Here is a 26325-nt window from a genome sequence, read left to right as displayed (position 1 = left end):
ATCCTCAATAACTTTTCATTGCCCGTTGAATGTCACGCTGGTCTTGGCGTCGTTTCAGGTCTTCTCGTTTATCGTGGAGCTTTTTACCTTTGCCAAGGGCTATACTCACTTTTAGCCAGCCTCGTTTGAGATACATTTTCAAAGGGATTAAAGTTAAACCTTGCTGTTCGACTTTGCCAATTAGCTTACGGAGTTCTTGACGATGCAATAGTAGCTTGCGTGTACGCCGTGGTTCATGATTAAAATATTGTCCACTAGCGTTGTAAGGCGAGATATGCACATTGATCAACCATGCTTCGCCATTGCGAAGCAAAGCATAGCCATCTTGGAGATTGACTTTACCCGCACGAATCGACTTCACCTCTGTTCCTGTCAACTCAATTCCAGCTTCGTAAGTTTCTAGAATTTCATACAAATAACGGGCTTGACGGTTGTCGCAAATAACTTTGTAACCTTCGTTCTTGTCGCTCATTGATAATTTTGTGTGCTTTAAATGTACCTAAAAAATTATTTGGATTGGTTTGTAAATTATAGGGTATATCTTAGAACCGCTATAAATGGTGAACTGTATATCACTAATTTAGCTTTTCTAAGTTCACAATTAAGGTTTTCTGGCAACTTTAAGTTAGCTGATACCGAGTACCTCTAAGATTTCATAGAACAAGTTGCTTGAGCAACTTGTCTCACCAAGCCTGATTTTGTGCAGTTTCACAAATAGGACTTACACATCAATTAGGGGCGATACCTTATGGTAAGCCGCTTCTCTACCAAAGATTCCGCGTAACTTACTTCTTTGCCTTTACATGAATTGCCCCTACAGGAAATCAAGATTTTCACTTCCTTTTTGTATAAGTCCTGACAAAGAATTAGTATGACGCTAATGATGAGTTGTTACAAATCACAAACCTCTCTATGCCTCCTAAGCACAAGGAGTCTAAGGTGGTTACACTTCGTTAACCTTCCTAATGATTTAAGATTTCCTTTATAAATAAACCCTGAGAGCAGTCATTAGCTGGTAATCCTGTCATAGTATGAAACATAAGAACACTATTATTGTCTGTGTTCATTAACGGAGTACATAAAAGCAAATTTCTGAGTACAAAAATGCTAGGGGTGTATTATCCATGCCCTTGACGATCCTTGTAGTGGATGATGATTTGGGCACTCGTCTGTCTGTTAGCGACTATCTTGAACTGTCTGGCTACTCAGTGATCGTGGCTAATGACGGTCAAGAGGCTTTGTTTATGGTGGATGAGTATCATCCTGATTTGATTGTCACGGATATTGTTATGCCACGGATGAATGGCTATGAACTCGTGCGCCGGGTGCGTCAACAACCGGTGTTTCGTTTATTGCCTGTAATTTTATTAACGGCACGCATTAAGACCCAAGAAAGAATTCTGGGCTACCAGTCAGGGTGCGATTTATATTTACCCAAGCCTTTTGAACTGGAAGAGTTAGCAGCAGCAATCCGCAATCTTTTGGAGCGATCGCAAATCATCCAATCAGAATATCGCTTTTCTCATAAAGAAAGTTTAGGCATTTCCGGCTCTATAAAAGCGACGGATGCCCATAATTCTCTGTCCACTCAAATTCAGAAATCCCATCTGCACTCATCCCTAACTCATAGAGAACAGGAAGTCTTAGAGTTATTGACTCATGGTCTTTCTAATGCCGAAATGGGTCTTCAGCTACACCTGAGTCCTCGAACAGTGGAAAAGTACGTTAGCAGTTTATTAAGAAAAACTTCAACCAGCAACCGCGCGGAATTAGTGCGTTTTGCGATGAAGCATGGTTTAGTGGAATAAAAATTAGCACTTAAAAGTGAGGAGTGAGGAATTAAAACTCCTGACTCCTAACTCATAACTCTTCACTTTTAACTTTTGTCAGCAGACCTTCACAAGCATCGATTAGTAAATCAATAACCTGATTAAATCCCTCTTGACCACCGTAATATGGGTCTGGAACTTCCTTTAAAGTGTGTCGAGAGCAGAACTCGCACATCAAACGAACTTTATGCTGATATTGCTTAGTGCGATCGAGAGCGAGGATGTTCTCATAATTTTCTCGATCCATCGCCAAAATCAAATCAAAGTCTTGAAAGTCTGACTTTTGAAACTGGCGTGCTCGACCACGCAGTTTAATTCCTAACTTTGTGGCTGCCGCAGCGCTCATGCGTCTGTCAGGTGGGCTACCAACGTGATAGCTAGATGTACCAGCAGAGTCACAGAGGATGTGTTCGCTCAAGCCAGCCTGCTCAATTAGATGATTCATGATGTTTTCTGCCGATGGCGATCGGCAGATGTTACCTAAGCAGACAAACAGCAACTTGTAAGGCATAGATATACTTTGTCCTTTGTCATTAGTCATTTGTCCTTTGTCCAATGACTAATGACTAATGACCAATGACCAATGACTAAAATCCAGGTAACTCCAACCCACTGGTTAATTCTTCCATACGTTCCCGCATTGTTGCTGTGGACTTGTTATAGGCTTCTTTCATTGCCACTGTGACAAGATCGGAAAGTACTTCTGCACCTTCTGCTAAAGCATCTGGAGAAATTTCTACCCGCTTGGGTTCTTGGTTCCCACTGACAATCACCTTCACTAGACCACCGCCAGATTCTCCTTGAATCTCCATTTGCTCCAATTCTTCTTGGAGTCGTTTTGCACCTTCTTGAACTTGCTGCGCTTTCTTAAAAGCTTCGGCTAATTCTTTCATTTTTCCTAAGCCAAAGCCGAATCCTTGTCCTTTTCCTGTCATAATTATTAATACGCGTGTGCGTTGAATAACAAATCAAATTCAATTATAGATGCGGTAAGTAATTTGCCTCTTTTTTTACCAATAATTAATGCATTATGAAATAGGGCATTGGGCACAAGAGTCAAACCTGCAAAGGGGCAGAAAGGAAAGACTTACTGCAACTTCTCTCCTGATCCCTCATCTTCCCAATCCCCATCCCCTGAATTGAAAGTTTCAACAAGCACCTTGAAACTCTCCGAGCATTTTTACTTCTGGCTCTAAATTAATAGACCAACGTTCTTGTACTTGATGTTGGATGTGGCGAATGAGACAGAAGATATCACTAGCTTTTGCTCCACCACGATTAACGATAAAATTAGCATGGAGTAGTGCTACTTGTGCGCCACCAATTTGGTAGCCTTTCAGACCAGTTTGTTCAATTAACCAGCCAGCACTGTAAGGTTTGGGATTGCGAAACACACTGCCACAACTGGGGAAGTTATATGGTTGAGTGCTTAACCGATGCTTTTTATGTTCTTTGGTGATTGCCACAACTTTTGCTGGATCTGCACCTGGCGCGAGTTGTAAGGTGGCTTGGGTGACTATGCGATCGCCACCTTGCAATAATGAAGTTCGGTAGCTATAACCTAACTGATCGGGGGTAAGAGTTTCCAACGTACCATCGGGTGAAAGTACCTCGGCACTAACTAACATATCTGCGATACAGCTATTATGTGCCCCTGCATTCATCACTACGGCTCCTCCAGCTGTTCCGGGGATACCAACAGCCCACTCCAGTCCTTGCCACCCTAATTCTGCTGCTGCCCATGCCAAGCTGGGAATTGATTCTCCAGCAGCAACGGTTAATTGACCGGTTTGGGGGTCAAAGTGGCTGAAGCGGAGATGACGAGTCGCAATGACTAAGCCTGATATACCGCGATCGCTCACTAGCAAGTTAGAACCTGCTCCCAGCGTTGTCACCTTTAAATTACGTTCTTTTGCGTATTTAAGACTTGCTTGCAGTGCTTCTAAGTTTCGGGGGGCAACGTATAAATCAGCTGCTCCCCCAACTCTATAGGAAGTAAATGCTGACAAAGAAGCCTGGGGCTTGATCGCACAATCAGTACTGGGTAAATAAATTACTTCGCTCTCCACTGAATTAACTGTTTGCTGTTTCTTTGTATTCAAAGCAGAAACTGTGCAGACGTTTCCAGCTGCCTGGGAAATGGTCATCTTTACTTTTTTTTGGTAAAATTTTTACATTTATTTACCGCAAAGATACGGTAATAGAGTTCACAGATGAAACCGTTGCTAGAGGGGCACTTTGCTCGGAAATAAAACTTCGCAAAGTCTCCACTTTAGGATGTGGCTTTAGCCGGCTCACAAAGTGTCGTAATTATTTCAGGAATCACTTGGTTCAAGTTTCCAGCCCCTAAAAACAGCGCCAAGTCTCCTGGGCGTAGTGTTTGTAGCAAGTACTCACACACTGCGGGTAAAGTTGGTTGATAAACTACCTGCGAATGCTGTTTAGCAATTTCTGCCGTTAGACGTTCACCACTAATTTGCCCTAAATTCGGTTCGCCTGCACTGTAAATATCAGTCAGCACCACCAAATCAGCATGAGTAAATGACTCGGCAAATTCTTCTAAAAAGGTCAGTGTACGGCTATAGCGATGGGGTTGGAAGATAGCAACCACTCTTTGCCCTGGTCTTGCCTGTAAACGTGCTGCGGCGAGAGTAACGCGAATCTCGCTCGGGTGATGAGCATAGTCATCAATGAAGGTAATGCCATTGACTTCACCTCGGAACTCAAAGCGTCGTCTTGCTCCTTCAAAGGTGGCGATACCTTTGGCAATTGCTCCAAATTCTAAGCCCAAAGCGCGACCAACAGCCACTGCGGCTAAAGCATTGCTGAGATTATGTCGACTGAGCAACCGCAACGTCAACACGCCCAAAGCTTTGCCTCTTTCCCAAACCAAAGCCGTGGTACCATCAGCACGATAATCAATATTGGTGACGGTGTAATCAGCGTCGGTATCTGAGTGTAAGCTGTAGGTAATTGTGGGTTGCAAGCGATCGCGCACTGTAGCACAGTCAATGCTACCTATCAACGTTTTACAACCCTTAGCAAATGTCTGGAAGGTGTCAATGACTTCTTCTAATGTATCGTAATGGTCAGGATGATCGAGTTCAATATTGGTGATGATGCCAATTTCGGGAGCGTGTTTTACCAAAGAACCATCGGATTCATCTGCTTCAGCTACCAAATATTGGCTTTGTCCCAATCGAGCATTACCTTCCCAAGCATTGACTTCGCCACCGACTAAAATCGTTGGGTCTAGACCTGCTTCCAGAAGCATATAGCCAATCATACTACTGGTTGTAGTTTTGCCGTGCGTTCCTGCCACTGCAATACTGTAATAATCGGCAATTAAAGCTGCTAGGACATCTGAACGATGTAAAACTGGACAACCTAATTCCAGAGCTGCTTTGTATTCTAAATTATTAGTGTTTATTGCTGTTGAACAAATGACTTGAGGCAGTTTTGACTTAGTATCAGTAGGTAATTGTTCTTGTGAATTTAATACTACTGGATCAGCTAATACTTGAGGCTGAAAGAATTCGAGATTGCTTGCCTCTTGTTTACCAAAAATATGAGCACCGATAGATTCCAACTTGTGCGTAATGTGGTTAGGACGAAGATCCGAACCTGACACTGGAAATTGACGCTTTGCAAGAACGTATGCCAGAGCAGACATACCTATGCCACCGATGCCAATGAAATGAAATGGTCTACCACTAAAATCTACAGAATTAGTCATTTATTGCTCCTCTTACACCACACCACACCATAATCACAAATGACACGCGTATCATAACAGGAATTTGATTTTTACCGTAACTACTCCTGTATCATGTTTATGTTTGATGCCCAAATGATGTTTCTGCTCTGGTTTTCCTGGTTGAGAATGATTTTACCTTGGTTGGAGGTTTTTGCTATTTCTGAACTGTTCTTAAGATTATTCTGAAAATTTTGGCTGCATCGGGAAAGAAATTCTTGTAATGTCAAATACATATTTTTGGCTACCTTACTGGAATTGGCTACATAATACATTGTTTAGTGAAACTAATTTGAAATTGCATCAAGTCTAGGCGTGAATTGAGTACAATAGTACATTGGTAATGAAACTATTTTTCAATTGCATATAACCCAGGCTTATCTGGATGCAACAACTAGCAATTTTTGGTGGCACATTCGATCCAATTCATTGGGGACACCTGCTCTTAGCCGAGACAGCTTTGCATCAAGTATCGCTTGAAAAGGTAATTTGGGTGCCATCCCTAAATCCTCCTCATAAAGAAGCAGCTTTGTTTGTGCATCGTCTGCAAATGCTGCAATTAGCCATAGAAGATAACCCAGCGTTTACTGTCTCACTCGTGGAAACTAATCGCTCTGGGACTTCTTATGCCATTAACACCCTGATTGACTTATCTGCTTGTTACCCAAATACTCATTGGTACTGGATTGTGGGCTTGGATACTTTCCAAACCTTACCCGGTTGGTACCGGGGACACGAATTAGCACAAATGTGTGATTGGTTAATCGCACCCCGACAGCTAGGTGGTGAGACTATAACTCAAAGCAAATTAATCTGCAAGCAAGTCGAGCAACAACTCAGGGAGCAGTCTTCGATCGTTCACTGGCAACTCTTGAATATACCAATAGTCGGAGTTTCGTCAAGTCTAATTCGCAAATTTTGCCGCGATCGCCAGTCAATCCGTTATTTAGTCCCGGAATCGGTCAGATCATATATCACTAACAACAATCTCTACTCTTACAAATCTGAATAAATTATGTGTTTTTTTATTGATCTAACACTTTATGGTTAAAAGTGCCCCCCCCCTTTGCGATATGATTGGGGTCAACGATATCAACATATAAGCATAAATACAGAGGGCAAGACACTGTGATTAGAGTTGCAATCAACGGTTTCGGGCGGATTGGACGTAACTTTGCGCGTTGCTGGGTAGGTAGAGAGAATAGTAAAATCGATCTTGTCGCTATTAATGACACTTCAGACCCTAGAACTAATGCTCACCTGCTGAAGTATGACTCAATGCTAGGCAAGATCAAGGGTGCTGAGATTAGTGCCGATGATAACTCTATCATCGTTAACGGTAAGACCATCAAGTGCGTGTCCGATCGCAATCCCGAAAACTTGCCCTGGAAAGATTGGGGAATTGACCTAATTATCGAAGCAACCGGGGTATTTACTAGCAAAGAAGGAGCGCTCAAGCACGTAAATGCTGGAGCCAAGAAAGTTCTGATTACCGCTCCTGGTAAAAACGAGGATGGTACTTTTGTGGTTGGTGTGAATCATCATGACTATGACCACAACAAACACCACATTATCAGTAACGCTAGCTGTACTACCAACTGCCTGGCACCAATCGCCAAGGTGTTGAACGATAAGTTCGGCATTATCAAAGGTACGATGACCACCACCCACAGCTATACAGGCGATCAGCGCTTGCTAGACGCTTCTCACCGGGATTTGCGACGGGCAAGGGCCGCAGCGATAAACATTGTACCCACTTCTACTGGTGCAGCAAAAGCAGTGGCGCTAGTTATCCCAGACCTCAAAGGCAAACTAAATGGTGTTGCCTTGCGCGTACCAACCCCGAACGTCTCAATGGTAGATTTCGTAGTTCAGGTTGAGAAGCGTACTATTACTGAAGAAGTTAACCAAGCTCTCAAAGATGCTGCCGAAGGTCCACTTAAAGGCATTTTGGACTACAGCCAACTAGAATTGGTATCTTCCGATTATCAAGGTAGTGATGCTTCTTCGATTGTTGATGCTAGCTTGACTTTGGTTATGGGCAATGACTTAGTAAAAGTTATGGCGTGGTATGACAACGAGTGGGGTTACAGCCAACGAGTCTTGGATTTGGCAGAGTTGGTAGCTGAGAAGTGGGTTTAATTAAACAGTGAGGGTTAGGAGTTAGGAATTAAAACTCTTAACTCCTCACTTTTAACTTTTAAAGTGTTGAAATCCCTGGCTAAGATTCAGAACTTGGTCAGGGAATTTTTTTTGCTCGTCGTGCAATATTACTATCGATCCAGCTGTAATTCTGCCTGCGATCGCAGCACCTTGACCAAGATGTTCCACTAAGGCTAATGCTAATTCTTGCGATAAGCACAGCACTAATTCAAAGTCTTCGCCACCGTATAGAGCATATTCCAGCGCTTGCTCTGGTGTCAGCCAATGATTAAAAGTTTTTGGTACAGGAATTTGTCTGTGTTCTAAGACAGCGCCAACGCCACTGGCGCGGCAAATTTGGACAATCGCATCTGCCAAACCATCGCTGCTATCCATACCAGCAATGGGCAGGGGACATTGGGATGCTAAAATTTTCCAAAGGATTGGTAAGACATCTAATCGTGGCTGTGGGCGTTGGTGTGCGCGGATTAGAGCCGTCTTTTCTTCGTTGTTGAGGTTTTGTCCTAATTCGGGCTGTAAGAGCAGTTCTAAGCCAGCGTGGGAGGCTCCATGAACGCCTGTTACGACGATCGCATCTCCTACAACAGCAGCAGAACGGCGGATAATTTGATTAGGGTTAACTTGACCAAAAGCGGTAATTGCCAGAGTAGTAACAGGCGATCGCACCACATCACCGCCGACAATTGAGGTATTGTATTTTTGCAAGCATTCTGTCATTCCCTGGTATAGTCGCTCTACCCAACTAACTCTAAGTTCACCGGGTAGTCCCAACCCGACAGTGATTCCCAATGGAGAAGCACCCATTGCTGCTAAATCTGATAGATTTGCAGCAGTTGCTCGCCAACCAGCATCTTCTGGGGAAGTGGTGATGTTGCTAAAATGTACGCCATCAACCAGTACATCTGTAGTTACTACCAAAGATTGCCCTGGTGCAGTTTCAAGTACTGCGGCATCATCGCCGATCATTTCTGGAGGACAGAAGCGCTGTAATTTTTCTAAAAGACCTTGTTCGCCAATGTCTTTTATTTGTTGAGAAGATAACTCACTGTTCACAATCGGTTTTCCGTGTTGCAAAATTACGAAGAAAACTGATGATTTACTTTACTGTTTAAGATAAGGGTATCGTCTAGGAGTCAGTTGGGATGGTAACAACACCAGTAACCAGCATCACATTTGAGGAGTACTTAACCTATGATGATGGCAACGGTTTCCATTATGAACTGGTGGATGGCAAGCTAGAGCTAATGAATCCACCGACTATTGAACATTTCCTGATTGCCAAATTTCTTGAGCAATTACTAGATACAGAAATCAAACGTTGTAACTTTACTTGGCTGTGTTTTCGGGAAAGTGGGGTGAGAACGGGTAGAAATAAATCTAGATTGACTGATTTGTGTGTAGTGACACTGGAGCAAGCTAGAGAATTGTTGAATGCTTCAGCAGTGTTTGAGTCACCACCGTTACTAATTGTCGAGGTGGTTAGTCCAGAGTCGGTGAAACGGGACTATCGTTATAAACGCTCAGAATATGCCGCCTTAGAGGTTCCTGAATATTGGATTGTAGACCCACTGGCAACAAAAGTTTCAGTGTTACTACTGGAAGATGGATTTTACGAAGAAACAGTTTTTACAGCTAATCAGCAAATTGTATCACGAACTTTTCCCGAATTAGCGATCGCAGTTGATCGGATATTCACCGCCGGAAATCTAAATCAGGGGAGTTAGAAGTTAAGAGTTAGGAGTTAGGAGTTAGTAATTAATTATCTCCCTCTGCTCCTCTGCTTCCCCTGCTCCCCTGCCCTATGTTATGCAGCTTGCGGCTCAACCAGATTTTCTATTCCCCGAACCACAGTTGCTGATTCAATTTTGTCACCAGCTTTCAATTTATCCAAAACTTCTTTTCCTTCGGTGAGATAGCCAAAAACGGCATAGCGACCATCCAATAGGTTGCGTCCGGCGGGGGTGAGTTCTGGTTCAAACAAAAAGAAGAAAAATTGTGATGAACCACCATTTACTTCACTTTCAGGACGAGCCATCACTACTGCACCAAAGGCAGAAAAAGGTAGAACTGGCATATCAACGTAACGTCCAGCTTCTTCTAGAGTAATGCCATAAGTAGGTGCTTTATCGCCTTTAACTAAGATTTCTAAAGGAATAGCCCGATATTTGCCCGTTTTTGGGTCAATGAAACCCACATCTTTCCCAACAGGATCTCCAGTTTGGAGAAAGTAAGATTCTTCAGAACGGGTAAATTCTAAACCATTATAAAAACCCCTCTGTACCAAATCTACAAAATTACCAGCAGTCACAGGAGCGCTATAACCATCTACAACAAAGGTCAAATCGCCTTTGTTGGTTTTAATTTCTACAGTGGCGCGACCTTTAAGTTGTGGCAGGTTACTGTACTCTGTAGGCACTTCAAAGGGGAATTGTTTCACCATTGACTCTTCTAGCTGAGTAACAAGATTTAAAAGTTTGCTTTTCTCTTGCAGTATTTGTTCTTTATCTTTGCTGTTCGCCAATTCTTGCAATTTACCCACCCCAGATTTCAACTCGGTAATCCAAGCTTCGGCTTGGGGTTGGCGTTCTGCGGGAACGCTTGTTAAGATTTGGGAAGGTTTATCGAGAATGCGGGATGCTTGGCTAATGTCTTTGGAAATAGCACCCCAACGCCGATTCGCCCGCAGTTGGGCAGAGATGTCCTCTAAACTGGCTTGTAGTTGCCGCACAGGTTTGTTATCTATCGGGAGTGCATACCGCAACAAAGCTGTGCCATCGGTAATTGCATTGCCGGATGGCAGTGCGGCGCTACTGGAGGGAGTCCACCCAGCTGTAGTTATGCCTAAAAATATTGTTATCAGCAGTATTGCCATTAGGCTGTTCTTCAGCCAGGATTTTAATAAGTTAAGCATGGGATAACTCAAATGCAGCATTAGATTGTTGACTGGACGTAACCCATCAATAATCTTCCCACGTTAAGGGCGGAGGATAAATGACAAATGACTAATACTTCTCTACCAGAGGCTACGCCAACGACTACGCTCAGTACACGTGACAAATGATAACTAACTAATGACAAATGCCCAATGACGACCCTAGAAGGGTACAATAAATGCCGATTGTCTTCCAAAATTTGAAAGTTTCATGATCTCTAGTAACGACTTTCGACCCGGTGTTTCAATTGTATTGGATGGGTCTGTATGGCGAGTGCTTGAATTCTTGCACGTCAAACCAGGCAAAGGTTCTGCCTTTGTACGAACTAAGCTAAAAAATGTCCAGAGTGGGAGCGTGATGGAAAAAACGTTCCGCGCAGGGGAAACAGTGCCGCAAGCCACTCTAGAAAAAAGTACGATGCAACATACCTATAAAGAAGGCGATGAGTTCGTCTTTATGGATATGGAAACCTACGAAGAAGGTAGATTGACTCGCGAACAAATTGGCGATCGCGTCAAGTACCTGAAGGAAGGTATGGAAGCTGAAGTTATTAAATGGGGCGAACAGGTACTGGGAGTTGAATTGCCTAAGTCTGTGGTTCTGGAAATTGTCCAAACAGATCCAGGTTTAAAAGGTGACACTGCCACAGGTGGCTCAAAACCAGCAACTCTGGAAACTGGTGCAGTTGTGATGGTTCCTTTGTTTATTTCCCAAGGAGAACGCATCAAAGTTGATACTCAGGAAGATAAATATATCAGCAGGGAATAACTTTCATCTCTACGGAGATGCAAGTCCCGATTTAAATCCCTGCATAGGGATTCATTCCCTGCCACACTTAAAATGCTAATTTACGGATAGGTCGAGGTAATAAAAACTGTGCCATTGGACTTTAATGAAATCCGCCAATTACTGGCAACTATCGCACAAACAGATATTGCAGAAGTCACGCTCAAAAGCGATGATTTTGAGTTAACAGTCCGTAAGGCTGTGAGCCTTAGCAATCAGATGTTGTCGGTAGGTCAAGGGACTTTAGGCGGTGTGGTAGGTTCAGGCTTGACATCGAGTTCATCTGGGGGAAACCAGATGAGTGGAAGTCAGGTAACGGAGGTGTCGACATCTCGCGTGTTTGAGAATACTGGAACTAGCACACAAATGCAGTTATCAGTAAATCCTCCCTCAACCATTGACCAGAGATTAGTAGAAGTGCCTTCCCCAATGGTAGGAACGTTTTATCGCGCTCCTGCGCCAGGGGAAGCCGCATTTGTGGAAGTGGGCGATCGCGTCCGCAAGGGTCAAACAGTCTGTATCATTGAAGCCATGAAGCTGATGAATGAAATCGAAGCCGAAGTCTCTGGACAGGTGATGGAAATTCTCCTCCAAAATGGCGACGCTGTAGAATATGGTCAACCTTTGATGCGAATTAACCCTGATTAAGTATTAATGTATATATGATGTGAGTCATTGTTAAAACTTTCAGTCCTTGCGGGTCAACCCTGATGAAACAAACGTTGCCTTTACCACCAGAAGTGGTGCAACAAGTAGCTGAATACTTCAGCCTATTAAGTGAGCCAATGCGCCTACGGCTGCTACACTTATTACGGGATGAAGAAAAATGCGTGCAAGAGTTGGTAGAGGCAACACAGACTTCTCAGGCAAATGTGTCAAAACACCTGAAGGTAATGTGGCAAGCAGGTATCCTTAGCCGCCGCAGTGAAGGAACTTGCGCCTATTACCGGGTGGAAGATCAAATGATTTTTGAGTTGTGTAATCGGGTTTGCGATCGCCTCGCCACAAGGTTGGAGCAGCAAGCCCGTAATTTTCGCGTGTTAAATAGCAAACGTTAGGTCTTTTGTCATTTGTCAGTTGTCATTTGTGAAAAACTAATGACTAATGACTAATGACCAATGACTAAAGTGGATAATCTTTCTGAAACTGTTCGCGAGTGAGTGGTTGTTGTAACTCTATACCCTCGCCGCCTAAAACATCCAAAGGTTTGCCGTTCACGTCAATGTACACTTTGGCTTTGGGATTTAAAGTTGTGGCAGTGTAAACAACTTGTCCCACGCGGCCCATCATTGAAGTGCTACCACCACCACTGGTAAAATCTTCAGATAAATTAACGTGAACTTCATCTTTTTCCGCCTTCAGCCCCAACAGTTTGGTTCCTTTGGGGATGGTTGTAGAATCTGTTCCTTCTGTTGGGCCTGCTAACAAACTTTGAAAAGCTGCTTCTAAAGCCTGGTTGGGTAGTACAGAAGCTACTTTAACAGGCTGGGGAACCAAAGCAACATTTTTGTCTTTTGGTCTTAGCCAGTAAACATTGGGGGTTTGCTCGTTACCTGGCTGCCTAGTTGATGGCTGTGCTGGCTGTTCAATGCGGCCAGAAGGGTTTGATGGTGTGGGAGGATTGCTGGATTGTGTGGTAAACCAAGCTACACCGCCACCCACCGCTACAACCGCAGCTGACACGGCTGCAATTACGCCTGAAGAAATACGATTAGATCCTTGTTGGTCTTTCATGTTCAAAACCTTCCTAACTGAGGGCTGATATGGTAGTTATGTGAGGAGCAGCCTGGTTAAAGACGATACTTATAAGTAGAGAGTTTCCCACAATCTAAAGGAGACTTAAATGCTTCTTAATTCTGAAAGTCCCTAATTCAATTTTAGAATTTTTATTTCTAATCCGTCACCTACCAAATTATGTAAATTTTGGAGAGTCGAGAGTGAAAAGTTAAGAGTTAGGATTTAGGAGTTAGAAGTTTTGGATAAGAGGACAAGGGAGACAAGGGGGAATTATTAGACTTCTTGCATAAGTCGGGAAAAGGGGATGGTGGGGCCCCCTTTGGGGATAAGGGGAAGGGGGAAGGGGAAAAGGTTCTGTATTGTCCCCTTCCCCTTTAACCAAAACCTTTTCCCCCTCTTGCAAAAAGCACTGTTGCAAGAGGTCTATTGAACAAGTCTCTCCTTGTCTCTTTTCCATACCCTATGCTCTATGCCCTATTGCTTCTGTAATCCACTGTTTGAGTGTTGTTGTTACTTCATCAATGGCAATTTCTTGAGAGTTACGCGTGGCTCTTTCTACAACTTCAACTTTGCCATTAGCGATCGCCCGCCCGGTTACAATTCTATAAGGTATGCCAATCAAGTCCGCATCTTTAAATTTAACTCCCGCCCGTTCGTCGCGGTCATCTAGTAAAGTTTCAATTCCCGCTTGATTGAGTTCTGTGTAAAGTTTTTGAGCGATTTCGATTTGTTGAGCATCCTTTATGTTCGGAATTGTGACGATCGCGTGATAAGGTGCGATCGCAACTGGCCAAATAATCCCGTCTTTATCGTAAGATTGCTCTACGGCGGCTTGTGCTAGTCGTGATACGCCTACGCCAAAACAACCCATAAATAGCGGTTTTTCTTCACCCTGTTCATTGGTATAAGTTGCACCCATCGCTTGGGAGTATTTAGTACCTAATTGAAAAATGTGACCTGCTTCAATTCCACGGGCGCTTTGTAAGGTTTGTTCTGGGTTGTGGATGGCGCGATCGCCTGGTCTTGACTTACGAATATCTACTACTCGTTCTGGTAACTTAAATTGCTCACCCCAATTAGCACCAACTACGTGATAGCCACCTTCATTTGCGCCTGTAACAAAGTTTTTTAAATCAACTGCTGTTTGATCCACCAAGCGTAAAAACTTGGGATGGATCTGTTTATTAGCAGTAATATACTCATCTGCGATATCTGGCGCAATGTAGCCTAAAGGCAGAGATTTAGTTGTCCATGCTTGCTGGGCTTCTACATTTGGTACATTCAAACTAATAATAGTTTTAGCGCCATATTCCGAAGCTAATTTAGTCAGTTCATTTTGCAATTTGACTTCATTAACTTCCTGATCGCCTCGAATGCTCACTAGAACTAACACCGTTATACCATTATCATAAACTGTCTGATAAAGGACATTTTTCACTAATTGAGTGGGAGAACAGTTGAGGAGTTGACAGACCTTTTCAATGGTTTCTGTTCCAGGTGTATCGCGTTTCTCGTAGGTTGTAAACCGTGAGGTTTCGGCGTCAATTGGTAAAGAAACAGCCTTTTCTACGTTAGCGGCGTATTTACCATCCTCAGTGTAGAGAACTTCGTCTTCGCCAGCTTCCGCCAAAATCATAAATTCTGTGGAACCAGAACCACCAATTGCCCCAGAATCAGCTTCCACTGCCCGAAAAGCTAAACCAGAACGCCGCAGGATATTGCTGTACGCTTTATACATATCCTGGTAAGTTTCTTTAAGGCTAGCTTCATCGGTATGGAAGGAATAGGCGTCCTTCATGATAAACTCCCGTCCGCGCATTAAACCAAAACGGGGACGAATTTCATCGCGGAATTTGGTTTGAATTTGGTAGAGATTTAGTGGTAGTTGGCGATAAGAGCGAATCATATCACGAGCGATCGCTGTGATTACTTCTTCATGAGTTGGGCCTAATCCTAATTGTTGCTCGCGGCGGTCAATTAGGGAAAACATGATCCCCTCAGCTTTCGTGTAAGTGTCCCAGCGTCCCGATTCCTTCCATAAATCAGCTGGTTGTAATTGTGGCAAAAGACATTCTTGTGCGCCTGTAGCGTTCATTTCTTCCCGCACAATCTGGGAAACTTTTTGCAGTACCCGCCACATCAGAGGCAAATAAGCATAAAGACCACTACCGATGCGACGAATGTAGCCTGCACGGAGTAATAATTTATGGCTGGGAATCTCAGCATCAGCTGGATCGTCCCGCAGTGTAGCAAATAACATTTGTGAAAGTCGCATCGTTTACTCCCTTTCCAGAATCTTTAATTTGTTTATAAACCAATACGCTTGGGTTAAGGTCTACCTACTGGCAACAATTTTGGGTTTTCGAGACGCGATAAATCGCCGTCTCTACAAGTGTTTTGTCGCTCATTCTGAACTGTATTGTGATATAATCTTTCCTACTAATATAGGTCTAGGTTATGAGTCCTTTGACATTAAAACTAGACACCGTTCACTTTAGTGACGAACAATTTTATCACTTATGTCAAAATAACCGCGAATTGAAATTTGAACGCACTACCAAGGGAGAATTAATCATCATGTCCCCCGTTGGAGGTGAAAGCGGTAATCGAGAAGCAGATTTAATTATTGATCTAGGTATCTGGAATCGGCAAACTGGACTTGGTTTTACCTTCAGTTCTTCTACTATATTCAAATTACCTAATGGTGCTGACCGTTCGCCAGATGCCGCTTGGATTCAACGAGAACGTTGGCAAGCACTTACACCTGAACAAAGACGCAAATTCCCCCCCATTGCACCCGATTTTGTCATTGAATTAAGGTCAGCAACGGATGATTTGGAAATGTTGCATTCTAAAATGCACGAATATATAGGTGCAGGGGTGCAATTGGCGTGGTTGATAAATCCCCAACAGCAGCAAGTGGAAATTTATCGCCAAAACCAAGATGTAGAAGTGCGAAATCTGCCTACACAATTATCGGGTGAAAATGTATTACCAGGATTTAGCTTGAGTCTATCCTGTTATTAAAATTTACAAGTGCTGCTAAATCTCCATTATCTGCCCATACTTTACATCGCAGTAAAAAATACTCTATAAGTCTGCGTAGGTACACTTCATTTTTTGTCGTGTGTGACTGCAACTTCAATCGTCAGGGTATCTTACAGCAGCTAAGATAGCTTAAAAGAAATCACGGCATCTTTAGGAGAAACTACCTTGGCAGATGTAATTTATCAAGCACAAGCACCCTTAGAATTTATTCCTCCAGCGTTTAACCCCTTATTTCTACGAGTCGTCCATCTGTTGCTACCCAGTTGGATAAAGTGGCAAACACCTATTAGCCAAATTGAAGCAGACAATGTAGAGGTGCTGGTGGATCTTTATCGCCAGTTTCAGGAGGGTAAGATCCGTTTTATGCTGGCATTTCGCCATCCTAAAACAGACGATCCGTTTTGTTTGACCTATTTGCTGTCTCAACTCGTGCCAAAGGTAGCACGATCGCAAGGTACAGCGCTACAACTTCCGATTCACGCTCATTTTATCTACGATCGCGGCATTCCTCTCTGGGCAGGTTCCTACGTCGGCTGGATTGCTTCTCGTTTAGGTGGGACTCCGATTCAGCGAGGTAAGGCTGACTGGACGGGGTTACGTTCGGCGCGTGAATTGTTTGCCAATGGAAAATTCCCGATGGCAGCTGCGCCAGAGGGTGCAACTAATGGTTTATCGGAGAATATTAGTCCCCTAGAACCTGGCATTGCCCAATTAGGCTTTTGGTGTGCTGAAGATTTGCACAAAGCGGGAAGCGACCAACAGGTTCTAATTGTACCAGTTGGGATTAAATATAGTTACGTTGATGCTCCTTGGGATGCGATCGCAAATCTTTTAAGTGAATTGGAAGCGGCTAGTGGTTTACCTGTGAATCCAGCAGAAAATGCTTCTATAGAGTCGCTTTATCCCCGGTTGTTGACTTTGGCAGAACATTTACTTTTGCTCATGGAAGAATTTTACACCCGGTTTTATCATCAAAAACTGCCAGATCCCAAGATTGTCATTGGACAAATTCCAGATAGAAATGAAGCGTTAGCAGTTCGTTTACAAGCTTTATTAAATGCAGCGCTGCTAATCTCAGAACAGTATTTTAATTTGCAGTCAAAAGGTAGTTTGAGCGATCGTTGTCGGCGAGTAGAACAAGCAGGTTGGAATTATATCTTTAGAGAAGAATTTAAGGATGTCAAAGGAGTATCTGCGGTTGAAAGAGCTTTAGGCGATCGCATTGCTGAAGAAGCGAATGCCCGGATGTGGCACATGCGTTTAGTAGAAAGTTTTGTGGCAGTTTCTGGTAATTATATTCGTGAAAATCCAACAGTAGAAAGGTTTGCTGAGACGACTTTAATTTTATGGCAAATGATTGCTAAAATCAAAGGCAATAAAACTGTGCAGCGTCCGCAATTAGGTAAGCAAAAGGTAAAAATAACTGTGGGTGAACCCATATCTATTTCTGAGCGTTACCCAACGTATAAGGAAAATCGTTTGGGTGCTAGACAAGCTGTTGCTGATGTCACAAACGATTTGCAACACGCATTGGAAGGTTTGATTTGATTAAAAAGGTTGCATTTTTTGCTAGGAACCAAAATAAAGGTGTCAGTCGTCAGGAGGCTTATTCATTTCGACCCCTGCCTCTTGACTCCCTTAAATAGCAAGTTGCAATGTAAATGCCCAAGAGTTCTCCGAATCGGATATTACTTTCTAAAGGAGATCGCGGGTTTAGATGCCCTGTACGGAGATGCTGGCGGGATATGGTTTATTAAGCTTACACAAACCCAAAAGTTTTTAAAACTATCTAATTAAATGGGTGCAGATAATCGTAGGCTACTACACCTACTTGGCTTTGCTGCTATTTCACTTTAAAACAATTGGGTTAGATCAAGGAAATTGTAAATAAATATGTCAATCTTTATTTGAGTTTTATAAAATTAACGTTAAGTTATCCAAATTATCTTTTCCGAAAAATCACGCTTTTATATTTTTACAATTCCAATTACAAATAGAGGAGTCCAACAAATTGTGATTCTCTAAATCAATCAATTATAAATAATGAAAACTCAAAACTTATTCAATTTACTGAAGGTTGGTATTGCTACTTTTGGAATCTTCTTTGTGGCTGGTCAAGGAGCCTATGCCTCAGACTTAAAGGGAACAGCATTTAGCATCTCTTTGGAGTGTATGAACGACACTACTGGTCTTTTGATGGGTCAAAACTCCACTGATGCTAGCGGGTGGCAGTATGCATTTGATTCCAACAAAGATGGGATGAACGGGAATTACTGGGTTGGTGCCGCGCCAGGGAAAGTAAACCCCTACGATATCTCTGGTATGGCTATCAAAGAAACTGCTACCAGCGTCATTGTGGCAATCAATGGCAATATGAAGTTAACAGGAGAGGCTGAACAGGGTGCTGCCGGTGGTCAGATTGGATATGGTGATTTGTTCTTCAATATGGCCGGTAAGACCTTTGGCAATGCTATGAACAGCGGAGATTTGTTTGGTATTCATTTCGCTTCAGCGAATGCTTCAGGGGTACAACAACTAGGTGTTTATAGTGGTGTTCAGGCAAAGACAGTTACTAATATCAAAGAAGGCTACACTGTTGCTACATATGGTGGTTTAGCAGGAGGAGGGAATTCTTACGAAAGTCAGGTAAAACAAGGTGGTGGTAGTGTCGGTTATGGTGATTTGACCAATAGTTATTTTACTAATAACGGCAAGGACAATACATTTAATCTCAATGTCATCAACTCTGGAAATTATCTGAGTGGAATCTCGTTCTTAGCACAAGGTAATATAACCCAGCAGTTGCTAACCACTGGTTATGATGCCAGCAAATTCAATGGCACACAAACCATTGCATTTGAATTCAAGAAATCTTCTATTGTCCAATCGACTCCTGAGCCTGCTAGTCTCGCTGGTTTAGGAATCGTCGGTCTGGCTTTGGCTGGTAGCAAGCTACGCAAGAAATTAGCGTAGCAATTGGGTAGGGAATATTCGCAATACGGCTTGATTTCTCTTTAGTGATTATAGACAACATAAAAGACTATTTTATCTCATGTAAATGATTGCTGGAGTAATGAAATTTTGGATGAAGCTTAAGCGAAAAGTATCCCAAGCTGTATAGATTTACTCACTAAATATTAAATAGGTAAACTTTAATGTCCTTACTTTCTAGCAAGGGCATTTTTTTTCAGATAGTTATCAGCGCGATCGCCTACTAGCTTATATAATTCTCGCTCTAGGCGTGTTTCACAAACAGAGTGCGGTGTACCTTTTGCTGCCATCTGGATTATTTCACCCTTAATTAGCTCAACTCGGTCATTTTCCTCAAAGAAGCCGAGTTCAGCTAGACGGTGATATTCAGATATAGTAAAGCGTTTAGCAGTGGTAAGGCTCATAAAAGCTACAAGAATGCAGAGTTATTTTTATCTTAATATAGCTGTAACTGATTAAACTTCTGCGATGGAAGATGGTGAGGTGTCTAGGTCTTCTTCTTTATCAGTTTCTGTAACTGTTTCTATACTTACACCTTTCCAAGGAAAATCAAAATATTGTTCCTGAACAGTTTTCAATTCTTTTATTGACTCTTGGAAAAATAATTTAATAGCAGATAGTTGGTCTTTTTCAGATAAAAATTCTTGTAGATTTTTTAGATAAAATATACTTGACCAAGCTGGTGTAATAGTTAAAGTATCTGAAGTCCATATATTAGGTTTTTCGTTAACTACATTCTGCATAGATTTAATAATTTTTGGGCGTTCTACAAAAGTAGGAGAAACCTGTAAACATATACCTAGATATGGATATTCCATAAAATTATCTGGATTTAAATGAAAGTATCCAAGACCACACCAAAAATTCCAGCTAGAAAAGTGAGTATAGATAATATATCTACTACCCCATGTCCATTGAGTCATACTTGCTGTCCTTCCTACGACACTTCCAAAAGCTAACTTGAATTCCTCTTTCACTTCATCGCTCAGGGTTGATTGCATCAAAATGAGAGTTTTATTAAAATTCACCATTGTCAATAAGTCAATCGATGAAAATTGATTTGTATGAGACATTCCATTTCTCCTCATAAAAATTAAGATTTCTTGGGCTAAGATATCAGTCGCGTGTTGTTGTAAGCGGGCATAAAATTGATGCCACCTCAATTGATAAAAACTTATTTTTGGCTTTAAATTAAATGCTGGAGTTTTGATTTCTTCTTTTGGATCATAATCACGGGTGATGTAAATTAAAATTCGATGTCTGACATTGGGTAAATTACTCAAAATCTCAGCATATTTTTTTAAAGCATTATTTCCATCCTTCGCGCTAATTTTTGATTCAATAAATATTACATCTGTATTTAAACCAGTTGAGAGTTCAACCACAATATCAAGTCTACTATCCTCTGTATGGCTTTCAAGTCCTTTGTGCTCTTGTTGAGTTGAAATATTGATGCTGGTATAATTATCATCATTAATGATTGAGTGATGTTTTAGCCAATCAATTAAAATATCGTTATTCAAGGATAAAAAATAAGCAACAATCTCAGTAAAAAAATCCTCACGCGGTTTGTTTCCTGAATGCAGATTGAGTAAATTCGTGAACAAAGACATTTATTTTTAAGTATTTAAGGTAATTCCAAACAAGTTACACACAATAATTAAGCTTGTAATCCTGATGGAACAAGACTACTGGAAATTTTTATAAGTTCTGTTTGTATTCGATATTACGAGCGTTGCAGCAGTTATAACTTAGCCATCGCAGTTTGACAAGAGTGCTATACAGACTATACTTACAACAAATAGGGGTAAAATTTTACCCCCTAAAAACTTGTGTATTAATTTTAAGAAAAGCTAGAAAAGCTTATTATTCTGAAGTTAAGTGACTTTCTAACAAAGTTGCGATCGCTTCAGGGTGAATATTCTTGTATTTCTTTTTACCAAGCTGTAAAACACAGTTGGGAGCGCTGCCACAGCATTTTTGGCAACTTGTGTGTTCAATGGTAACTTTGTCTAACAAACCGCGATCGCACAAAGTTTTTTCTAAATCTGATAATAAACCTTTACCACCACGTTTCAGGCAACCGCCCTTTTGACATACCATAATCCTCGCTCTGGGTTGAGGTGGTAAATCTTGCTTTGGACACACATCAATTGGTGTCACTCGATAGGCTTTGATTTTGATTTTACTTGTGCGTGAGTCTATCTCACTATGACCACAAATGCGAAGTTGCTGCCCAGGAACTAAGGATGAACTTAGTAAACGACGCAACTCTTTAGGCAGTTTAATTTCCACATTTCCAGATGGAACTGCTAATTGCAAGTATTTATATTTTCCTGGTTCACCACCAACAAAACCTAGTAACTGTCCCTCAAGGTTCAATTCTGATAACGTCAAATACTTGTTACCCATGATTGATAAAAATTTAGGAGTGGGGAGTTAAAAGCGAAGAGTTAGGAGTGAGGAGTTAGGAGTTAAAATTTATAACTCATAACTCTTAACTCCTAACTGTTTTTAAGCTAGGCGTTTAGCTTCTACTGTTTGAGGTAAATTTGCTGTGTCTGGCAATTCACGAAACTCTAATTCCCAACCATTTGCTAGGGTGAGAATCTTGCCATCATTTCCATCGGTTTGTTTGACGACTTCTTCTTCCAGGTCTTTTTTAGCAACGTAAACTACTAAAGTGCCGGCATCATTCATCCGTAGCATTACTTTCATGAGATTCCTCAACCGATTCTAGTTCTTTTTTCTTGCAGCCGACAACAAACCCTGTTTCTAAGAAATGCACAGCATATATATAGGAAGTCTGCAAATATGTGCCTATACTCGCTATGTAACCGATATCTCCCTTGTTAACTAAAACTTGGCCGACTTCCTTACCGGGAAAGGTACCATCGTTTTTTAGCAGTTTACGAACTCTGACTTTTTCACCGATTTCAAAAGCGGGTGGCAAGTTCAGTTCTAATTCATCGCGTTGCATGAGAGTACCTCTGTTCTCTGACCAAATTCAACAATTCTTCTGTCGTCAAACTGCGTTTTTTCTGTACCGATTGATGGCGTACTGCATCTAAAACAGATTGGGTTTCTTGGGAGTTCAAGAAAATTCCATGCTGTTCTAGCAAGTTAGCAACTAAATGCCGTCCAGAATGTTTACCTACTACTAAACGCCGTTCCCAACCCACCTCTTCGGGTGCAAATGGTTCGTAGGTAATAGGATTTTGCAATACCCCGTGAGCATGGATGCCAGATTCGTGAGCAAAGGTGTTTTCGCCAACGATCGCTTTCCAAGGTGGTACATCGGCTCCTGATGCGGCTGCAACTAGTTGAGACAGTTCCAGCAAACTGGGTGTATCAATGCCCAAATCAACGCCATAGATGCGTTTGATTGCCATGACAACTTCTTCTAATGCTGCATTTCCCGCCCGTTCACCCAATCCGTTGACTGTGGTATTCACTGATGAGGCTCCGGCTTTGATACCCGCAAGGGCGTTGGCAGTTGCCAGACCAAAATCATTATGCGTGTGGATTTCTAGGGGAATCGTCAACGCTGAAACCAGTCTTTGGACTTTAGTGTAGGTGGTGAAGGGGTCGAGAACTCCAACAGTGTCGCAGAAACGGAAACGGGATGCACCCCATTCTTGGGCATAAAGTGCTACATCTAAGAGGAAGTTTTCATCAGCCCTGGAAGAATCTTCTCCGCCGACTGCTACCCAAAGACCCTGATCGAGGGCGAAGTGGATTGAGTCTTTGAGTTTTTGCAAACTTACTCGCCACTGACCATGAAATTTAGTGGCAATTTGGATACCAGAGACGGGAATGGCAATATGCACCCGGTTCAAACCACAGGCGATGGAAGCTTTGATATCTGAGATGACAGCACGGTTCCAGCCCAAGAGTTTTGCTTGTAAACCCAAGTTAGAGATTGCGGCGATCGCACGGGTTTCTTCGTCACCCATTGCCGGTATACCCACTTCTAATTCGGGTATACCAATGGCATCGAGAAACTTCGCGATCGCTACTTTTTCTTGTAGAGTAAAGGCAACACCTGCTGCTTGTTCGCCATCACGTAATGTAGTGTCATTAATTATGATTTGATTCATTGCAAATATCCCTCTCTTGGAAGTATTCTTAATATCCTTTCCCTCTACAATCCCTCGTGATGGTAAATGCTAAAAATATCACAATTCATAATGTAGGATACATGATCCTTAATTATTGCCCCATTATTAGCATCACATCTGTATGGCAGGGAACTAAATCAATGTATAATTTACTAATCGTTTTTACCGATGTCAGTTGAAATGTCTTCGAGTAGCAATGAACTAATATAGCTATTAGCAAATCCCGAACAAAGTAATACACAAAATCCAGCAATTAAGGATGTAATCATCTTCGTAACCTCGTATTTTCTAGTGCATGTGGATGTAATTTAGGCAGGTAATGGTACTCAACGTTAAGAGGTGCAAATTCGCTAACTTTGGTCTGCTAGCCAATCAAAAATTTTTCCTAGCTGCTCCAAGTCAACGAAACCATACTGCCAGAGGAGCATCGGTAGCGGGCCATTTTCTAATTCACGGTGTCGCAGAGCTACAGCAATATCAGCATTTGAAAGTTCAAGTTCATTGTGCAAAAAATTGAGTAGTTTTATATCTCTGTTCCGAGTCGCCATAATTGATTGAACTTTCAATTTCTTAATTTGGGAAAAAGTTAAAAATTAGAAATTCCAATTTATATTTAGGAATTTCGCCTTTTTAATTGTTGCTATATGTCAGGGAAATTTTAGATTAAGTAGACCCAACAAAATCTAAACCCCATCTAATCCATCTCAGTCTGCAATAAATTCTGCTAGCGGACAGTAGCTTCAAACTCTAAACCTATTTGAGCTTTGTGCATCTATGAACAAAAAGGATAAAGTCCAGTACTTGCGTCATGAATTCAAGATTAATCATCTCTGAATTGAAATAATCATGACTCATCACTGTAACGCCAGCAACGCTCTAGCCATTCTAATAATTCGTGACGAGAAGCAAGAAGTTGCATAACTGTACTACGAATTAGAATTACTTCAAGCAAATTGTTCACTTGCACTCGTAAAGAACCATCAGGGGGACAAGAGCAATTAATTTTTAACTCTTGCAAACGGTGATAGATTCGCCAGCGATCGCTCAAAGGAATCTGCAAAACTTGATCGCCTAAAGTGTCATTTGTCATTTGTCAGTTGTCCTTTGTCATTTGTAAGTCGTTCTTTCTCATTTGTCTGTTGTCATTTGCAAATGACCAATGACCAATACTTCGGCTTCGCTCAGTACAAGTGACTAATGACTCTTGACTTTTAAAGTTTGCAGTTGTTTTTCGAGTTCTTCAATGCGCGAGAGCAAAGAACGAATCACGGTTGCTTCCATATCGGGTAGCTTTCCATGTTCTAAAGGAGAAAGGCTGGCGCTTTCGTTGCGAGAAATAATTCTGCCGGGAATTCCCACAACAGTGCGATCGCTGGGGACATTCTGCAAGACAACGGAACCTGCACCAATACGGACGCGATCGCCAATTTGCAAATTACCTAAAACTTTCGCACCCGCCCCAATCACTGCATTTTTGCCGACTGTAGGATGACGCTTACCAGTTTCTTTACCAGTTCCGCCAAGGGTGACGCCCTGATAAATCAGTGTATAGTCGCCCACGATCGCAGTTTCGCCAATGACTACTCCCATTCCGTGGTCGATAAACACGCCCTCACCAATCTCTGCACCTGGGTGAATTTCAATTCCGGTCAAAAATCGCCCTAAGTGAGAAATTAAGCGGGGGATAAAACCCACTCCTCGACCATGTAACCAGTGAGCAAGACGATGCAAACATAGCGCGTGCAATCCAGGGTAGCAAAACACCACTTCTAGCCAATTACGTGCTGCGGGATCGCGCTCAAAAATAATGCGAAAATCACTCAATAATGGCTCAAAAAAAACGCCAGAGAGAAGATTTTTCAGCATGGATGTACGGGCAGAATCCTGCGTTTTGGTACTTGGGCGATCGCTAATACTGTCTAAAGACTGTTGCATCGGTAATGTCTATCTGGTAAAAGAGTCATCTGCTATTTTTATGCTTATATCAGGTGACATCCGACTCGATAGAAAACCCAATGCTGATTGGATTTATTGGATTGATTGAGGTTGTACTCAAACGCTAAAACCCCGACTCTAGATAAACTTAAAATTTATCTTGGGGTAGGGGCACTAGTATTTAATGATGGGGGTACTAGTATTTTTGGGGCAGGGGTTAAGAATTTCTGTTCACGCTACAAGAAACTTTACCCGTAAGCATTTGCTAAGATTTTATCAAGATATTTTGCAATATATTAAGCTGTACTCAGATGCACTCAAATATGAATTTGGTAATGCTATAAATCTATTTTCTGTATATCCTATTACTATTAGTATCTTATTATTGGGTAAGGCAAAAGACAGCTTTCTTTATTTTCTTTTAGGATTTGCTGTCTGTATGTATGTATACGTTTCAAAATATAGTTATCGCTCATCGTAACTGTTTTCTTATTATATAGATGTGTGGGGATAGCGATCGCAAAATCTTGAACAGCAGAATAGGTAAATGTTCTCATAGCAATTAGACTTATTGCATGAATCAATGAGCTTTCACCCTAAATCCCTCTCCCAAGCTTGGGAGAGGGACTTTGAATTTGTCTCCCCTTCTCCCAAAATTGGGAGAAGGGGTTGGGGGATGAGGGCTAGTTTTGTATTCGTGCAAGAGTCTATTAAATAATTACTGATTGCTGTATGGTAGGGCAGGTATGTTACACTACACACAAAACCTGTAGAGACTTGTTAATGGAGTTCAAAGCCTCTTTAATGAGTATCAAAGACTCATTAATGGAGATCAAAGCCTCTTTAATGGAGTTCAAAGCCTCTTTAATGGAGTTCAAAGCCTCTTTAATGGAGATCAAAGCCTCTTTAATGGAGATCAAAGCCTCTTTAATGGAGTTCAAAGACTCATTAATGGAGTTCAAAGACTCATTAATGGAGATCAAAGCCTCTTTAATGGAGTTCAAAGACTCATTAATGGAGTTCAAAGA

General features: G+C 41.9%; 27 protein-coding genes and 1 pseudogene. 10 read left to right on the top strand and 18 right to left on the bottom strand.

Annotated elements, in window-relative coordinates:
- Nucleotides 1-4: 4 nt before the first annotated feature.
- Entirely contained in the window at nucleotides 5-472 is a 468-nt protein-coding gene (gene smpB / locus V7K45_RS28590) for an SsrA-binding protein SmpB (protein ID WP_094349892.1), read from the bottom strand.
- 652 nt (nucleotides 473-1124) lie between these two features.
- Here smpB and V7K45_RS28585 point away from each other — a divergent pair.
- Entirely contained in the window at nucleotides 1125-1808 is a 684-nt protein-coding gene (locus tag V7K45_RS28585) for a response regulator transcription factor (RefSeq protein WP_335008677.1), read from the top strand.
- 52 nt (nucleotides 1809-1860) lie between these two features.
- Here V7K45_RS28585 and V7K45_RS28580 read toward each other — a convergent pair whose 3' ends face one another.
- From V7K45_RS28580 to murC, 4 genes are all read right to left on the bottom strand, one after another.
- The gene (locus V7K45_RS28580; protein ID WP_335009006.1) at nucleotides 1861-2340 is read right to left on the bottom strand and encodes a low molecular weight protein-tyrosine-phosphatase; all 480 of its coding nucleotides are present in this window, start codon (nucleotides 2338-2340) and stop codon (nucleotides 1861-1863) included.
- Between the two features lie 76 nt (nucleotides 2341-2416).
- Complete coding sequence (locus V7K45_RS28575) at nucleotides 2417-2764, bottom strand: YbaB/EbfC family nucleoid-associated protein (RefSeq protein WP_099100025.1); 348 nt, start codon at nucleotides 2762-2764, stop codon at nucleotides 2417-2419.
- Between the two features lie 213 nt (nucleotides 2765-2977).
- Nucleotides 2978-3976, bottom strand: coding sequence for a UDP-N-acetylmuramate dehydrogenase (gene murB / locus V7K45_RS28570; RefSeq protein WP_335008675.1), 999 nt, complete (start codon nucleotides 3974-3976; stop codon nucleotides 2978-2980).
- Nucleotides 3977-4101: 125 nt separating this feature from the next.
- Nucleotides 4102-5565 (bottom strand): UDP-N-acetylmuramate--L-alanine ligase, encoded by a 1464-nt coding sequence (gene murC / locus V7K45_RS28565; RefSeq protein WP_335008673.1) that lies wholly within the window; start codon nucleotides 5563-5565, stop codon nucleotides 4102-4104.
- Between the two features lie 403 nt (nucleotides 5566-5968).
- Between murC and nadD the strand changes: the two genes are divergently transcribed.
- Nucleotides 5969-6595 (top strand): nicotinate (nicotinamide) nucleotide adenylyltransferase, encoded by a 627-nt coding sequence (gene nadD / locus V7K45_RS28560; protein ID WP_335008671.1) that lies wholly within the window; start codon nucleotides 5969-5971, stop codon nucleotides 6593-6595.
- Between the two features lie 116 nt (nucleotides 6596-6711).
- Nucleotides 6712-7725 carry a type I glyceraldehyde-3-phosphate dehydrogenase gene (locus V7K45_RS28555; RefSeq protein ID WP_335008669.1) on the top strand — a complete coding sequence of 338 codons (1014 nt, stop codon included), beginning with the start codon at nucleotides 6712-6714 and terminating at the stop codon, nucleotides 7723-7725.
- A gap of 51 nt (nucleotides 7726-7776) precedes the next feature.
- Here V7K45_RS28555 and thiL read toward each other — a convergent pair whose 3' ends face one another.
- Nucleotides 7777-8799, bottom strand: coding sequence for a thiamine-phosphate kinase (gene thiL / locus V7K45_RS28550; RefSeq protein WP_335008667.1), 1023 nt, complete (start codon nucleotides 8797-8799; stop codon nucleotides 7777-7779).
- Nucleotides 8800-8888: 89 nt separating this feature from the next.
- On the opposite strand from thiL, the gene V7K45_RS28545 reads away from it, so the two are divergent.
- Nucleotides 8889-9470 carry a Uma2 family endonuclease gene (locus V7K45_RS28545; RefSeq protein WP_335008665.1) on the top strand — a complete coding sequence of 194 codons (582 nt, stop codon included), beginning with the start codon at nucleotides 8889-8891 and terminating at the stop codon, nucleotides 9468-9470.
- An 80-nt stretch (nucleotides 9471-9550) separates the two neighbouring features.
- Here V7K45_RS28545 and V7K45_RS28540 read toward each other — a convergent pair whose 3' ends face one another.
- Entirely contained in the window at nucleotides 9551-10657 is a 1107-nt protein-coding gene (locus V7K45_RS28540) for a peptidylprolyl isomerase (RefSeq protein WP_335008663.1), read from the bottom strand.
- A 232-nt stretch (nucleotides 10658-10889) separates the two neighbouring features.
- On the opposite strand from V7K45_RS28540, the gene efp reads away from it, so the two are divergent.
- The 3 genes from efp (at nucleotide 10890) to V7K45_RS28525 (ending at nucleotide 12523) form a co-directional block, all read left to right on the top strand.
- The gene (efp, locus tag V7K45_RS28535) at nucleotides 10890-11447 is read left to right on the top strand and encodes an elongation factor P (RefSeq protein ID WP_194042039.1); all 558 of its coding nucleotides are present in this window, start codon (nucleotides 10890-10892) and stop codon (nucleotides 11445-11447) included.
- A gap of 108 nt (nucleotides 11448-11555) precedes the next feature.
- A complete protein-coding gene (gene accB, locus V7K45_RS28530) occupies nucleotides 11556-12113 on the top strand; it encodes an acetyl-CoA carboxylase biotin carboxyl carrier protein (RefSeq protein ID WP_335008661.1) in 558 nt (185 codons plus the stop codon).
- A 62-nt stretch (nucleotides 12114-12175) separates the two neighbouring features.
- Nucleotides 12176-12523 (top strand): ArsR/SmtB family transcription factor, encoded by a 348-nt coding sequence (locus V7K45_RS28525; RefSeq protein WP_094349905.1) that lies wholly within the window; start codon nucleotides 12176-12178, stop codon nucleotides 12521-12523.
- A 64-nt stretch (nucleotides 12524-12587) separates the two neighbouring features.
- On the opposite strand, the gene V7K45_RS28520 is transcribed toward V7K45_RS28525, so the two are convergent.
- Together V7K45_RS28520 and V7K45_RS28515 are read right to left on the bottom strand one after the other, a co-directional pair.
- The gene (locus V7K45_RS28520; RefSeq protein WP_335008659.1) at nucleotides 12588-13199 is read right to left on the bottom strand and encodes a GerMN domain-containing protein; all 612 of its coding nucleotides are present in this window, start codon (nucleotides 13197-13199) and stop codon (nucleotides 12588-12590) included.
- Between the two features lie 463 nt (nucleotides 13200-13662).
- On the bottom strand, nucleotides 13663-15477 hold the full coding sequence (locus tag V7K45_RS28515; RefSeq protein ID WP_335008657.1) for a proline--tRNA ligase: 1815 nt from the start codon (nucleotides 15475-15477) through the stop codon (nucleotides 13663-13665).
- A 182-nt stretch (nucleotides 15478-15659) separates the two neighbouring features.
- Here V7K45_RS28515 and V7K45_RS28510 point away from each other — a divergent pair, with 182 nt between their 5' ends.
- The 3 genes from V7K45_RS28510 to V7K45_RS28500 all read left to right on the top strand — a co-directional run bounded on the left by V7K45_RS28510 (nucleotide 15660) and on the right by V7K45_RS28500 (nucleotide 19223).
- Nucleotides 15660-16229 carry a Uma2 family endonuclease gene (locus V7K45_RS28510; RefSeq protein WP_335008655.1) on the top strand — a complete coding sequence of 190 codons (570 nt, stop codon included), beginning with the start codon at nucleotides 15660-15662 and terminating at the stop codon, nucleotides 16227-16229.
- Nucleotides 16230-16415: 186 nt separating this feature from the next.
- Entirely contained in the window at nucleotides 16416-17798 is a 1383-nt protein-coding gene (locus V7K45_RS28505) for a 1-acyl-sn-glycerol-3-phosphate acyltransferase (protein WP_335008653.1), read from the top strand.
- 495 nt (nucleotides 17799-18293) lie between these two features.
- Nucleotides 18294-19223, top strand: coding sequence for an XDD3 family exosortase-dependent surface protein (locus tag V7K45_RS28500; RefSeq protein ID WP_335008651.1), 930 nt, complete (start codon nucleotides 18294-18296; stop codon nucleotides 19221-19223).
- 227 nt (nucleotides 19224-19450) lie between these two features.
- Here the strand turns inward: V7K45_RS28500 and V7K45_RS28495 are convergent.
- From V7K45_RS28495 to cysE, 9 genes and pseudogenes are all read right to left on the bottom strand, one after another.
- Nucleotides 19451-19645: pseudogene (locus tag V7K45_RS28495) on the bottom strand (Uma2 family endonuclease); the annotation flags it as partial.
- A gap of 51 nt (nucleotides 19646-19696) precedes the next feature.
- The gene (locus tag V7K45_RS28490; protein WP_335008649.1) at nucleotides 19697-20854 is read right to left on the bottom strand and encodes a PD-(D/E)XK nuclease family protein; all 1158 of its coding nucleotides are present in this window, start codon (nucleotides 20852-20854) and stop codon (nucleotides 19697-19699) included.
- A gap of 253 nt (nucleotides 20855-21107) precedes the next feature.
- Nucleotides 21108-21653, bottom strand: a complete 546-nt coding sequence (locus V7K45_RS28485) for a (2Fe-2S) ferredoxin domain-containing protein (protein ID WP_335008648.1) — start codon at nucleotides 21651-21653, stop codon at nucleotides 21108-21110.
- A gap of 102 nt (nucleotides 21654-21755) precedes the next feature.
- Entirely contained in the window at nucleotides 21756-21959 is a 204-nt protein-coding gene (gene nifT / locus V7K45_RS28480) for a putative nitrogen fixation protein NifT (RefSeq protein ID WP_069070440.1), read from the bottom strand.
- Complete coding sequence (locus tag V7K45_RS28475; RefSeq protein WP_069070441.1) at nucleotides 21934-22221, bottom strand: nitrogen fixation protein NifZ; 288 nt, start codon at nucleotides 22219-22221, stop codon at nucleotides 21934-21936. The genes nifT and V7K45_RS28475 overlap by 26 nt, the downstream gene beginning before the upstream one ends.
- Nucleotides 22208-23341, bottom strand: coding sequence for a homocitrate synthase (gene nifV / locus V7K45_RS28470; protein ID WP_292816154.1), 1134 nt, complete (start codon nucleotides 23339-23341; stop codon nucleotides 22208-22210). Before nifV ends, V7K45_RS28475 begins: the two co-directional genes overlap by 14 nt.
- A gap of 371 nt (nucleotides 23342-23712) precedes the next feature.
- A complete protein-coding gene (locus V7K45_RS28465) occupies nucleotides 23713-23910 on the bottom strand; it encodes a DUF2949 domain-containing protein (protein WP_094349915.1) in 198 nt (65 codons plus the stop codon).
- A gap of 296 nt (nucleotides 23911-24206) precedes the next feature.
- Complete coding sequence (locus V7K45_RS28460) at nucleotides 24207-24452, bottom strand: Asr1405/Asl0597 family protein (RefSeq protein WP_335008646.1); 246 nt, start codon at nucleotides 24450-24452, stop codon at nucleotides 24207-24209.
- Nucleotides 24453-24556: 104 nt separating this feature from the next.
- Complete coding sequence (gene cysE / locus V7K45_RS28455; RefSeq protein WP_335008644.1) at nucleotides 24557-25297, bottom strand: serine O-acetyltransferase; 741 nt, start codon at nucleotides 25295-25297, stop codon at nucleotides 24557-24559.
- Nucleotides 25298-26325: the final 1028 nt, after the last annotated feature.

Origin of the sequence: Nostoc sp. (assembly GCF_036917375.1) — a bacterium.
In the GTDB taxonomy this organism is placed as follows: Bacteria; Cyanobacteriota; Cyanobacteriia; order Cyanobacteriales; family Nostocaceae; genus Nostoc.
The sequence above is the reverse complement of the archived record's forward strand: the minus strand, read 5'-3'. Positions and strand labels throughout refer to the sequence as shown.

Bases quoted from the DNA above. Each gene is read 5' to 3' on its own strand.
- smpB (WP_094349892.1), bottom strand. From the start codon at position 472: ATGAGCGACAAGAACGAAGGTTACAAAGTTATTTGCGACAACCGTCAA.
- V7K45_RS28585 (WP_335008677.1), top strand. From the start codon at position 1,125: ATGCCCTTGACGATCCTTGTAGTGGATGATGATTTGGGCACTCGTCTG.
- V7K45_RS28580 (WP_335009006.1), bottom strand. From the start codon at position 2,340: ATGCCTTACAAGTTGCTGTTTGTCTGCTTAGGTAACATCTGCCGATCG.
- V7K45_RS28575 (WP_099100025.1), bottom strand. From the start codon at position 2,764: ATGACAGGAAAAGGACAAGGATTCGGCTTTGGCTTAGGAAAAATGAAA.
- murB (WP_335008675.1), bottom strand. From the start codon at position 3,976: ATGACCATTTCCCAGGCAGCTGGAAACGTCTGCACAGTTTCTGCTTTG.
- murC (WP_335008673.1), bottom strand. From the start codon at position 5,565: ATGACTAATTCTGTAGATTTTAGTGGTAGACCATTTCATTTCATTGGC.
- nadD (WP_335008671.1), top strand. From the start codon at position 5,969: ATGCAACAACTAGCAATTTTTGGTGGCACATTCGATCCAATTCATTGG.
- V7K45_RS28545 (WP_335008665.1), top strand. From the start codon at position 8,889: ATGGTAACAACACCAGTAACCAGCATCACATTTGAGGAGTACTTAACC.
- V7K45_RS28540 (WP_335008663.1), bottom strand. From the start codon at position 10,657: ATGCTTAACTTATTAAAATCCTGGCTGAAGAACAGCCTAATGGCAATA.
- efp (WP_194042039.1), top strand. From the start codon at position 10,890: ATGATCTCTAGTAACGACTTTCGACCCGGTGTTTCAATTGTATTGGAT.
- V7K45_RS28525 (WP_094349905.1), top strand. From the start codon at position 12,176: ATGAAACAAACGTTGCCTTTACCACCAGAAGTGGTGCAACAAGTAGCT.
- V7K45_RS28520 (WP_335008659.1), bottom strand. From the start codon at position 13,199: ATGAAAGACCAACAAGGATCTAATCGTATTTCTTCAGGCGTAATTGCA.
- V7K45_RS28515 (WP_335008657.1), bottom strand. From the start codon at position 15,477: ATGCGACTTTCACAAATGTTATTTGCTACACTGCGGGACGATCCAGCT.
- V7K45_RS28510 (WP_335008655.1), top strand. From the start codon at position 15,660: ATGAGTCCTTTGACATTAAAACTAGACACCGTTCACTTTAGTGACGAA.
- V7K45_RS28500 (WP_335008651.1), top strand. From the start codon at position 18,294: ATGAAAACTCAAAACTTATTCAATTTACTGAAGGTTGGTATTGCTACT.
- V7K45_RS28490 (WP_335008649.1), bottom strand. From the start codon at position 20,854: ATGTCTTTGTTCACGAATTTACTCAATCTGCATTCAGGAAACAAACCG.
- V7K45_RS28485 (WP_335008648.1), bottom strand. From the start codon at position 21,653: ATGGGTAACAAGTATTTGACGTTATCAGAATTGAACCTTGAGGGACAG.
- nifT (WP_069070440.1), bottom strand. From the start codon at position 21,959: ATGAAAGTAATGCTACGGATGAATGATGCCGGCACTTTAGTAGTTTAC.
- V7K45_RS28475 (WP_069070441.1), bottom strand. From the start codon at position 22,221: ATGCAACGCGATGAATTAGAACTGAACTTGCCACCCGCTTTTGAAATC.
- nifV (WP_292816154.1), bottom strand. From the start codon at position 23,341: ATGAATCAAATCATAATTAATGACACTACATTACGTGATGGCGAACAA.
- V7K45_RS28465 (WP_094349915.1), bottom strand. From the start codon at position 23,910: ATGGCGACTCGGAACAGAGATATAAAACTACTCAATTTTTTGCACAAT.
- V7K45_RS28460 (WP_335008646.1), bottom strand. From the start codon at position 24,452: ATGACAAATGACACTTTAGGCGATCAAGTTTTGCAGATTCCTTTGAGC.
- cysE (WP_335008644.1), bottom strand. From the start codon at position 25,297: ATGCAACAGTCTTTAGACAGTATTAGCGATCGCCCAAGTACCAAAACG.